The organism is Mesorhizobium sp., assembly GCF_005063415.1.
Lineage (GTDB): Bacteria > Pseudomonadota > Alphaproteobacteria > Rhizobiales > Rhizobiaceae > Mesorhizobium.
Map to the genome: position 1 here is coordinate 1 of NZ_SUEG01000163.1, position 10843 is coordinate 10843.

Here is a 10843-nt window from a genome sequence, read left to right on the forward strand (position 1 = left end):
GCTGATGGATGATCCAGGCAGGGCGGCGACAATGGCTGCGGCGGCGAAATCGTCCGGTAAACCGGACGCGGCGCGGTTGCTCGCCGATCTGACAGAGGCTATTGCGTCCGGGAAATCCGTTTCAGAATTCAGGAAGGAGACGCACGCATGAAGATGCCACAGACGATTGGCCTCGTGCATTTCATCGGCATTGGCGGCATCGGCATGAGCGGCATCGCCGAGGTGCTGCACAATCTCGGCTACAAGGTGCAGGGATCCGATCAGGCCGACAGCGCCAATGTGCAGCGGCTGCGCGACAAGGGCATCGAATGCTTCGTCGGCCACCAGGCCGAAAACCTCGGCGAGGCCGAAGTGGTCGTCGTCTCCACCGCAATCAAGAAATCCAACCCGGAGCTGAAGGCGGCGAGAGAGAAGTTGCTGCCGATCGTGCGGCGCGCCGAAATGCTAGCCGAGCTGATGCGCTTCCGGCAGGCGGTCGCGATCGGCGGCACGCATGGCAAGACGACGACGACTTCGATGGTGGCGACGCTACTCGATGCCGGCGGGCTCGACCCGACGGTGATCAATGGCGGCATCATCAATGCCTATGGCACCAACGCCCGCATGGGCGACGGCGAATGGATGGTGGTCGAGGCCGACGAGAGTGACGGCACCTTCCTCAAGCTGCCGGCCGAGATTGCCGTCGTCACCAATATCGACCCCGAGCATCTCGACCATTACGGCTCCTTCGACAAAGTGCGCGAGGCGTTTCGCCAGTTCGTCGAGAATGTGCCGTTCTACGGCTTTGGCGTGATGTGCACCGACCATCCCGAGGTGCAGGCGCTGGTCGGCCGCATCGAGGACCGGCGCGTCATCACCTATGGCGAAAATGCGCAGGCCGACGTGCGCTTCACCAATCACCGCATGGACGGCCCGACCTCGGAATTCGACGTCGTGATCCGCGACCGCAAGACGCACGGCCAGATAACGATATCAGGCCTGCGGCTGCCCATGCCCGGGCGCCACAATGTCTCCAATGCGACGGCGGCGATTGCCGTCGCGCATGAGCTCGGCCTGTCGGCTGAGGCAATCAAGAAGGGCCTGTCGTCTTTCGCCGGCGTCAAGCGGCGCTTCACTCATACCGGTTCGTGGAACGGTGTCGATGTGTTCGACGATTACGGTCATCATCCGGTCGAGATCACGGCGGTACTGAAGGCTGCGCGCAGCGCCACCAAGGGCCGCATCATCGCCGTTACCCAACCGCATCGCTTCACCCGGTTGCGCGATCTGTTCGACGAGTTTTCCGTCTGCTTCAACGACGCCGATACGGTAATGGTGGCGCCCGTCTATGCGGCTGGCGAGGAACCGATCGACGGCGTTACGTCCGACGCACTGGTGTCGCGCATCCGCTCCGGCGGCCATCGCGACGCACGCTACATCGAAGGTCCGGCGGCGATTGCGCCGATCGTGCGCGAGGTGGCGAAGCCGGGCGATTTCGTCGTCTTCCTCGGCGCCGGCAACATCACCCAATGGGCCTATGCGCTGCCCAAGGAACTCGGCGGGACCATCTCATGATGCGCGGCCAGGCGTTGATCGAGAAGCTTGGCGACCGGCTTGCCGGACTCCGCGGCCGCATCACGCCCAATGCCGAGATGGACAAGATCACCTGGTTTCGAGCCGGCGGGCTCGCGGACGCATTGTTCCAGCCGGCCGACGAGGACGATCTTGCCACGTTCCTGAAGGCGGTGCCGGAGGAAATTCCGCTGACCATCGTCGGCGTCGGCTCGAACCTGCTTGTCCGTGACGGCGGCATTGCGGGCTTTGTCATCCGGCTTTCGGCCAAAGGCTTTGGCGAGACCGAAGTGATTGCGCCGACCACGATCAAGGCGGGCGCTGCGACACCCGACAAGCGCCTTGCGGCAGTTGCCTACGAGGCCGGCATCGGTGGCTTTCATTTCTACCACGGCATTCCCGGCGCCATTGGCGGAGCGCTGAGGATGAACGCCGGCGCCAATGGCGTCGAAACGCGCGAGCGTGTGGTCGAGGTGCGGGCACTCGACCGCAAGGGCAATGTTCATACGTTGAGCAATGCCGACATGGGCTATGCCTATCGCCATTCAGCGGCGCCGTCCGGGCTGATCTTCACGTCGGCGCTGCTCGAAGGCATTCCTGAGGACAAGGCGGCGATCAAGGCCGCGATGGATGCTGTCCAGAACCATCGCGAGACCGTGCAGCCGATCCGCGAAAAGACCGGTGGCTCGACCTTCAAGAATCCCGAAGGCACCTCGGCCTGGAAGGAAATCGACAAGGCCGGCTGCCGCGGCCTGATGGTCGGCGGGGCGCAGATGTCGCCGATGCATTGCAACTTCATGATCAACACCGGAACGGCCACAGGCTACGAGCTTGAATATCTCGGTGAGACGGTGCGTGCGCGTGTGCTCGAAAGATCGGGCATCCGGCTGCAGTGGGAGATCAAGCGCATCGGCAATTTTCGGCCGGGCCATGCCGTTCAGGAATTTCTCGGGCAGTTGCTTTAGGCAAGCCGACCGCCGTTGCCTTTCGGACTCATGAATTCACATTTTGCTGCCGTTTTTGCGGAAAGTGAATCCATCGGAATCGTAATCACTTGCCAGCGAATCAACTCTCTGATTCTCTGCCCTGAAGCGTTTCCTGATTTGAGTCGTTTCGACGCGTTACTCGCGTTTCCGTCTGGGGGGCAACCTGCCGGGAGACTCGGACTCAATGTTGCGGAAACACGGGAGCGAAGTTGCTCGGGCGCATTTGAGTGCGCGCGATGCTTTTCGGGGCATGCACGATGGTGCAGGCCTGCTGTGAGAGGAAATGACGGGGAATGACAAGCAAGCATGTGGCCGTCCTTCTGGGGGGATTCTCGTCCGAGCGGCCCGTGTCCCTCTCGTCGGGTAAAGCCTGCGCCGATGCGCTCGAGGGAGAGGGCTACCAGGTCACCCGCGTCGACGTCTCGCGCGACATCGGCTCGGTGCTGAGTGCGCTCAAGCCTGACGTGGTCTTCAATGCGCTGCACGGCCCCTTCGGCGAGGACGGCACCATTCAGGGTATCCTCGAGTACCTTGCCATTCCGTACACCCATTCCGGCGTGCTTGCCTCGGCGCTCGCGATGAACAAGGAGCAGGCCAAGAAGGTCGCCAAGGCGGCCGGCATTCCGGTGGCGGAATCGAAGGTGGCCAATCGCTTCGCCATTCAGAACAAGCACCCGATGAAGCCGCCCTATGTCGTCAAGCCGGTCAACGAAGGGTCGAGCTTCGGTGTCGTCATCGTGCATGAAGGCCAGTCGCATCCACCGCAGATCATCGGCTCGTCCGAGTGGAGATATGGCGATACCGTGATGGTCGAGCGTTATGTGCACGGGCGGGAATTGACGTGCGCGGTAATGGGCGATGTGGCGCTCGGTGTCTGCGAGATCATCCCGACCGGCCATTCCTTCTACGACTATGATTCAAAATACGTCGCGGGAGGATCAAAACACGAATGCCCGGCAAAACTTTCACCGAATATTTACCAAAAAATACAGACACTGACGCTCAAGGCTCACCAAGCTATCGGCTGTCGGGGCGTTTCCCGGTCGGACTTCCGTTATGACGATCGTCACTCCGAAAACGGCGAAATTGTCTGGCTTGAGGTCAACACCCAGCCGGGCATGACGCCGACGTCTTTGGTGCCGGAAATCGCCGCGCAAGCGGGACACTCGTTCGGCGATTTGTTGAGTTGGATGGTGGAGGACGCTTCGTGTCTGCGTTGAAGTGGGGACAGGGCAAGGGGAAGGGCGCGGCCGGGCCGGCGCTGTTCGGCATGCCGTTGTTGTTCGACCATTTCGTGCTGCCGCGCCTGCTGCGCCGGCCGGTGCGCGTGCTGGCGCGCCTCGGCGAAGGCGACTTCGAAGCGCCGCCCTATTGCGCTGCCATGCTGTCAGCGGCACTCCTTATTTCGAGCAGCGCCTATGGCGCCTTTCTCGGCGGACATGCCGACGCCATCGTCCAGAGTGTCACCGCCCGTACCGGCTTTGCTGTCGACCAGGTCAAGGTCGTCGGCAACCGCGAAACTTCCGAGATCGATATTCTCGACAGGCTGGAACTCGACGGCTGGACCTCGCTGATCGGCTTCGATGCCGAAGCCGCGCGCGAACGCATTACTACGCTACCCTGGGTCGAAGCCGCTGCAGTGCGCAAGGTCTATCCGCATACGCTGGAAGTGCGCGTCGAGGAGCGCGAGCCGTTCGCGCTGTGGCAGCAAGGCAGCGCGCTTTCGGTCATCGAGAAATCCGGCACCGTCATTGCGCCGTTCTCCGGCGGCAAGCAGATATTGCTGCCGCTGATCATTGGCACCGGCGCACCGGCCAAAGCGCCGGATTTCCTAGCCAAGATCAAGAATTATCCGGAGCTCGCCGCGCGGATCAAGGGCTATATCCGCATCGGCGAACGGCGCTGGGATCTCAAGCTTGAAAACGGCATCACGATCAAGCTTCCCGAAGACGGTGAGGATCAGGCGGTTGCCGACCTGGTCAGGATGGACCACGAGAACGGGCTTTTGACGCGCGACATCGCCGCAGTCGACATGCGCCTTTCCGATCGTCTGGTGGTCCAGTTGACGCCGGAAGCGGCGACACAGCGCCAGGCCGCGCTCGACGAAAAGCCCAAGATGCTGAAGCGCAAGCCGGAGACGAAGATATGAGCTGGCTTGGCGGCAATAGCGATGCCTCGTCGCGCCGGTCCGGCATCCTGACGGTACTGGATGTCGGCTCCAGCAAGGTCTGCTGCGTGGTGGCCAAACTCAAGCCGCGCGATGATGGCAAGCTGCTGCGCGGACGCTCGCATCGCGTCCAGGTGATCGGCATCGGCCACCAGAAATCGCAAGGCGTGAAATCGGGCGTCGTCATCGATCTCGACCGTGCCGAGCACGCCATCCGTCTTGCCGTCGACGCCGCCGAACGCATGGCGGGACTGACGGTCGATTCGCTGATCGTCAACATGACTGCCGGCCGGCTGAAGAGCGAGGCTTTTTCGGCCACCATCAATCTCGGCGGCCATGAGGCCGACGAGGCCGACATCAAGCGCGTGCTTGCCGCCGGTGCCAAGCAGGCGCTGCGGGCTGAGCGCGAGGTGATCCATTCGCTTCCCGTTGCCTTTTCGCTGGATGCCGAGCGCGGTGTGCGCGATCCGCGTGGCATGGTTGGCGACCAGCTTGGCGTCGACATGCACGTGCTGACAGGCGATGCAGCGCCCTTGCGCAATCTCGAGCTCTGCATCAACCGCTCGCACCTGTCGGTCGAGCGCATGGTGGCGACGCCTTATGCCAGCGGGCTAGCCGCCCTGGTCGACGACGAGCTCGAAATGGGTGCGGCCTGCATCGACATGGGCGGCGGCACGACGACGATCTCGGTGTTTTCGGAAGGCAAGTTCGTCCATGGCGACGCCATCGCGATCGGCGGCAACCACGTCACGCTGGATATGGCCAAGGGCCTATCGACCTCGCTCGATGCCGCCGAAAGGCTGAAGGTGATGCATGGCTCGGCGCTGCCTGGCAGTGCCGACGACCGCGACCTGGTTTCCATCCATCCGATCGGCGAGGACGGCGAGGTGCCGTTGCAGATCCCGCGCTCGGTGATGACGCGCATCATCCGCGCCCGCATCGACGAGACGCTGGAATTGCTGCGCGACCGGCTGAACAAATCCGGCTACGGCAACGCGGTTGGCAAGCGTGTGGTGCTGACCGGCGGCGCCAGCCAGCTTGCCGGCCTGCCCGAAGCAGCACGCCGCATTCTCGGCCGCAATGTGCGCATTGGCCGCCCGCTTGGCGTGGCAGGCCTGCCAGAGGCGGCCAAGGGGCCGGCTTTCTCGACGCCCGTCGGGCTTCTGATCTACCCGCAGATGGCGAGCTTCGAGAGCCGCCCGGCGAAGGGAATTTCCGGTCTTCGGATGACCGGAACAGGCGGAAAACTGCATCGAATGAGTCAGTGGTTGAGAGACAGTTTTTAATTTGACGGGGACAGCCCCATAGGCGGCCGCGGCGGCGAAGCGGCGGGAAAGGCAAAGGACGAAGACAATGACCATCAATCTGCAGAAGCCGGACATCACCGAGCTCAAGCCGCGCATCACCGTGTTCGGTGTCGGCGGCGGCGGCGGCAATGCCGTCAACAACATGATCACCGCCGGCTTGCGCGGCGTCGAGTTCGTGGTGGCCAACACCGACGCGCAGGCACTGACGATGTCGAAGGCCGAGCGGCTGATCCAGCTCGGTGCGCATGTCACCGAGGGTCTCGGCGCCGGATCGCAGCCTGAAGTCGGGCGCGCGGCGGCGGAGGAATGCATCGACGAGATCATCGATCATCTCTCCAATACGCATATGTGCTTCGTCACTGCCGGCATGGGCGGCGGCACCGGCACCGGGGCGGCTCCCGTCGTTGCCCGCGCTGCCCGCGAAAAGGGTATCCTTACCGTCGGCGTCGTCACCAAGCCGTTCCACTTCGAAGGCCAGCGCCGCATGAAGACGGCCGACATGGGTATCGAGGAACTGCAGAAATGCGTCGATACCCTGATCGTCATTCCCAACCAGAACCTGTTCCGGCTGGCCAATGACAAGACCACCTTCGCCGATGCCTTCGCCATGGCCGACCAGGTGCTCTATTCGGGCGTTGCCTGCATCACCGACCTGATGGTCAAGGAAGGCCTGATCAATCTCGACTTCGCCGACGTCCGCTCGGTCATGCGCGAAATGGGCAAGGCGATGATGGGAACCGGCGAGGCTTCGGGCGAGGGCCGCGCAATGGCCGCGGCGGAAGCCGCCATCGCCAACCCGCTGCTCGACGAGACCTCAATGAAGGGCGCCAAGGGCCTGCTGATCTCGATCACCGGCGGCCGCGACCTGACCCTGTTCGAAGTCGATGAGGCGGCAACGCGCATTCGCGAAGAGGTCGATCAGGACGCCAACATCATTCTGGGCGCCACCTTCGACGAGGAACTCGAAGGCGTTATCCGCGTATCGGTGGTCGCCACCGGCATCGACAAATCGGCGGCCGAAATCGCTGCCGCGCCGATCGCCATCCGCACGGCTCCGCCGAAACCGGTCAGCCGCCCGGCGGCTCAGGTTACGGAAATGCGCCCGGCGCCGGTCCAGCAACCGATCTATGAACCACGTGCTGCCGATCCGGTCGCCGAGGCCATTCAGCTCGCCGAGGCAAATGCGGCAGCGATGGCGCAGGCCCGCCCGGCACCGGTAGCCCATGCGGAAGACTTCCGCCCGCAGAGCAAGATCTTCCAGGCGCCTCCGACTCAGCCGCAGCCGATGATCCAGCCGGTGGTTCAGCAAGCGATGCAGCCCGCTCCGCATCGTGAAATGCCGCAGCCGGTTGCCGCAGCACCCCAGCGCATGCCGCGGGTCGAGGATTTTCCACCGCAGGTGAAGGCCGAAGTGGAAGCCAAGGCCCGCCCGGCCGACCACGAGAACAGCGGCCCGATGGGCTTGCTCAAGCGCCTGACCAACGGCTTGACCCGCCGCGAGGAGGAGCCTGCAAGGCTGCAGCCGGCGCAGCCGCGCGAACCGAAACTGCGCCAGGCGCCGGCCGAAGTGCGCCGCCTTGCCAGCCAGGATCCGCAGCTTTACGCCCCACGCCGCGGCCAGCTGGACGAGCAGGGCCGCCTGACGCCGCAGAGCCGGGCTGTCCAGGAAGACGATCAGTTGGAGATTCCCGCCTTCCTGCGCCGACAGGCCAATTGATCTGTTGACGGTTCGTAACATTTGTTAACAGGCGAGCAGGAAACTGTTCGCCTGTTGCCATAAAAGTGATTTTAAAACAAAGTCTTATGAGGCATTCCCGCTCCGGACCGCGGTTACAAAGAGTAAGAAACCGTGATTTGGAGTCTCCCTGCGGGACCATTATCTTCGCCACCGACCAAAGTCGGTTTGCTGGGAGTCTTGGGGAAGTGGCCCTGCCTGCCGATCAATCAAGAGCCGCGCCCTCAGGGCGGATGAAGCGGACCTAGGCAGTATGGGCTATGGGGATTGTTTTGCACGACTATCAGACGACACTTAAATCGCGTGCGACGCTGACCGGCATCGGCGTTCACAGCGGCACCCCGGTTACTGTCCATTTCCTGCCGGCAGATGCCGATACGGGTGTCGTCTTCCAGCTTTCGAATGCAAGCGGAAACCACGAATTTCGCGCGCTCGTCTCCGAGGTCGGTGCCACCGACCTCTGCACCATGCTTGGCGATCCGCAAGGCGAGCACATTGCCACGGTCGAGCATCTGATGGCGACGCTTTTCGGCCTTGGGATCGACAATCTCGTCATCGAAATCGACGGCCATGAGGTGCCTATCCTCGACGGCAGCGCAGTGATGTTCGTCGAGTCCATTGATCAGGCAGGCATCGAAACGCTGCCGGTCAAGCGTCGCTACATCAGGGTGGTCAAGCCGGTTCGTATCGAGAACGGCGCCTGCTGGGCGGAGTTCAGGCCCTATGACGGCACGCGCTTCGAGATCGAGATCGATTTCGAAAGCCCGGCGATCGGGCGCCAGCTTTTTGCATCCGATATGAATGCCGACATTTTCCGCCGCGACGTCGCGCGTGCCCGCACTTTCGGTTTCATGAAGGACGTCGAGCGGCTGTGGGCGGCCGGCTATGCGCTCGGCTCGTCTTTGGAAAACTCCCTGGTGATCGGCGACGACAACCGTGTGATCAACATGGGAGGCGTGCGCTATCACAACGAGTTCGCGCGCCACAAGACGATGGATGCGATGGGCGACCTGGCGCTCGCCGGTGCCCGGTTCATCGGCTGCTTCCGCTCCTACCGCGGTGGCCACAGGCTGAACGCCGCGGCGTTGCGCCGTCTCTTGTCGGACCGTTCGGCTTTCGAGATCGTCGAGACGACGCGCCGCGAGCGCGGGCGTACCGCGGAGATGAGCGCCGTCAACGCACCCCTCTATGCGCCCTGGATGATCTGATTCTTAAGGTCTTACGGCTCCTGTTGCGGTCAAGCTGTGTTGCATGGATGCATCACTGGCCGGCCAAATTACCCAGCTTTCCAGGTGGCGCCAAACCGCCACAAAAATGTGCGATTGGCCGGGGATAGCGTTGCCGGGCAAGGCAATTATGGTTTATGGCTGCTGCCGTCGACTGAAATGACGCCGAAAGGGCGGAATCCAAACATGTTTTTCAAGCGAGTTGGTCAATCGAAGGCGCCGCGGCGGGCTGTTTTCCTGGCGCTTTCGATGGTCGTTCCATCGCTGTTTCTGTCGGCCTGCATGTCGTCTGAGAAGGACGTCGATCTGTCGACCTATGTCGATCAGACCGAGCCCGCCGACGTGCTCTACAATCAAGGTCTCGCCAATCTGAATGCCGGGCGACTGCAGGAGGCAAGCCGCAAATTCGATGCCGTCGACCGCCAGCATCCATATTCCGAATTCGCCCGCAAATCGATGGTGATGGGTGCCTTTGCCGACTATCGTCAGGGCAACTACGACGAGGCGATCGGTTCGGCCAAGCGCTACCTGACGCTCTACCCGTCGACCGACGATGCAGCCTATGCCCAGTATATTATCGGGCTGAGCTACTACCGCCAGATCAAGGACGTCACCCAGGACCAGAAGGAAGCGCGTCTTACCGCGCAGACGATGCAGGACCTGGTAACGCGCTGGCCGACTTCCGAATATGCCGACGATGCCAAGGAAAAGATCCGCTTCGCCAACGATCAGCTCGCCGGCAAGGAGATGCAGATCGGACGCTATTATCTCGAGCGCCGCGAATACATCGCAGCCGTCAAACGGTTCCGCAACGTCGTGGAGAACTACTCCAACACACGTCATGTCGAGGAGGCGCTGGCGCGTCTTACCGAGAGCTACTATGCGATGGGGCTGACGTCGGAAGCGCAGACCGCTGCGGCCGTGCTCGGCACCAACTATCCCGACAGCCAGTGGTACAAGGACTCCTACAAGCTCCTGCAGAGTGGTGGGCTCGAGCCGCGCGAGAATGCCGGATCGTGGATCTCCAAGGCCGGGAAGCTGATCACCGGCGCCTGAGCGGCGCGTCACCATGCTCTCCAGGCTGTCGATCCGCGATATCGTTCTGATCGAGAAGCTGGACATCGACTTCTCGTCCGGCCTTTCGGTGCTGACCGGCGAAACCGGCGCCGGAAAGTCCATCCTGCTCGACGCCTTGTCGCTGGCGCTTGGCGCCCGCGGCGACGCCTCGCTGGTGCGGCATGGCGCGGCGCAAGGCCAGATCATCGCTGTCTTCGACGTGCCGCGCAACCACCCGGCCCGTATGCTGCTCGCCGAGAACGCCATCGAGGACGACGGCGACATCATCCTGCGCCGCGTCCAGACGGCGGACGGCCGCACGCGCGTGTTCGTCAACGACCAGCCGTCCAGCGTGACGCTGATGCGCGACGTCGGCCATGCGCTGGTCGAGATCCACGGCCAGCACGACGAGCGCGCTTTGGTCGATCCCGGCGCGCATCGCGAGTTGCTCGACAGTTTCGGCGGTCATCTGGGTGCCGCGCGGGCAACAGGCGAGGCGTGGCGGCACTGGCGTACCTGCGAGCAAGAATTTTCACGGCACCGGGCCAAAGTCGAGGCAGCTGCCCGCGAGGCCGATTATCTCCGTGCAGCGGTCGCCGAATTGACCAGGCTCGATCCGCAACCGGGCGAAGAGACCGAGCTGGCCGAACTGCGCGCCGCGATGATGCGGGCGGAAAAGATCGCCTCGGAAATCCACGACGCCCAGGATGTGCTCTCGGGTCCGTCCTCGCCCTTGCCGCAACTGGCCAGCCTGCTCAGGCGGCTGCAGCGCAAGGTGACGGAAGCGCCCGGCCTGCTCGAGGACGTCGTCAAAT

The 10843-nt window shown here is 62.9% G+C and carries 9 protein-coding genes and 1 pseudogene; all 10 read left to right on the forward strand.

Annotated elements, in window-relative coordinates:
* A pseudogene (locus E5W70_RS27495) lies at nucleotides 1-151 on the forward strand (UDP-N-acetylglucosamine--N-acetylmuramyl-(pentapeptide) pyrophosphoryl-undecaprenol N-acetylglucosamine transferase); the annotation flags it as partial.
* On the forward strand, nucleotides 148-1554 hold the full coding sequence (gene murC / locus E5W70_RS27500; RefSeq protein ID WP_292664387.1) for a UDP-N-acetylmuramate--L-alanine ligase: 1407 nt from the start codon (nucleotides 148-150) through the stop codon (nucleotides 1552-1554). The pseudogene E5W70_RS27495 and the gene murC, both read left to right, overlap by 4 nt.
* Nucleotides 1551-2516 (forward strand): UDP-N-acetylmuramate dehydrogenase, encoded by a 966-nt coding sequence (gene murB / locus E5W70_RS27505; RefSeq protein WP_031211769.1) that lies wholly within the window; start codon nucleotides 1551-1553, stop codon nucleotides 2514-2516. Before murC ends, murB begins: the two co-directional genes overlap by 4 nt.
* A gap of 314 nt (nucleotides 2517-2830) precedes the next feature.
* Nucleotides 2831-3757, forward strand: a complete 927-nt coding sequence (locus E5W70_RS27510) for a D-alanine--D-alanine ligase (RefSeq protein WP_292664390.1) — start codon at nucleotides 2831-2833, stop codon at nucleotides 3755-3757.
* A complete protein-coding gene (locus tag E5W70_RS27515; protein WP_292664392.1) occupies nucleotides 3745-4686 on the forward strand; it encodes a cell division protein FtsQ/DivIB in 942 nt (313 codons plus the stop codon). The genes E5W70_RS27510 and E5W70_RS27515 overlap by 13 nt, the downstream gene beginning before the upstream one ends.
* Entirely contained in the window at nucleotides 4683-5990 is a 1308-nt protein-coding gene (gene ftsA, locus E5W70_RS27520) for a cell division protein FtsA (protein ID WP_023676759.1), read from the forward strand. Before E5W70_RS27515 ends, ftsA begins: the two co-directional genes overlap by 4 nt.
* A 67-nt stretch (nucleotides 5991-6057) precedes the next feature.
* On the forward strand, nucleotides 6058-7728 hold the full coding sequence (gene ftsZ / locus E5W70_RS27525; protein ID WP_292664396.1) for a cell division protein FtsZ: 1671 nt from the start codon (nucleotides 6058-6060) through the stop codon (nucleotides 7726-7728).
* A gap of 278 nt (nucleotides 7729-8006) precedes the next feature.
* Nucleotides 8007-8954: a UDP-3-O-acyl-N-acetylglucosamine deacetylase gene (gene lpxC, locus E5W70_RS27530; protein ID WP_292664398.1), complete on the forward strand. Its 948-nt coding sequence runs from the start codon at nucleotides 8007-8009 to the stop codon at nucleotides 8952-8954.
* Between the two features lie 204 nt (nucleotides 8955-9158).
* Complete coding sequence (locus tag E5W70_RS27535) at nucleotides 9159-10028, forward strand: outer membrane protein assembly factor BamD (RefSeq protein WP_292664400.1); 870 nt, start codon at nucleotides 9159-9161, stop codon at nucleotides 10026-10028.
* Nucleotides 10029-10041: 13 nt separating this feature from the next.
* The coding region (locus E5W70_RS27540) for an AAA family ATPase (RefSeq protein WP_292664402.1) at nucleotides 10042-10843 on the forward strand (802 nt) is incomplete at its 3' end.

Coding starts and splice junctions, on each gene's coding strand:
- lpxC (WP_292664398.1), top strand. CDS start 8,007: ATGGGGATTGTTTTGCACGACTATCAGACGACACTTAAATCGCGTGCG.
- E5W70_RS27510 (WP_292664390.1), top strand. CDS start 2,831: ATGACAAGCAAGCATGTGGCCGTCCTTCTGGGGGGATTCTCGTCCGAG.
- murB (WP_031211769.1), top strand. CDS start 1,551: ATGATGCGCGGCCAGGCGTTGATCGAGAAGCTTGGCGACCGGCTTGCC.
- ftsA (WP_023676759.1), top strand. CDS start 4,683: ATGAGCTGGCTTGGCGGCAATAGCGATGCCTCGTCGCGCCGGTCCGGC.
- ftsZ (WP_292664396.1), top strand. CDS start 6,058: ATGACCATCAATCTGCAGAAGCCGGACATCACCGAGCTCAAGCCGCGC.
- murC (WP_292664387.1), top strand. CDS start 148: ATGAAGATGCCACAGACGATTGGCCTCGTGCATTTCATCGGCATTGGC.
- E5W70_RS27535 (WP_292664400.1), top strand. CDS start 9,159: ATGTTTTTCAAGCGAGTTGGTCAATCGAAGGCGCCGCGGCGGGCTGTT.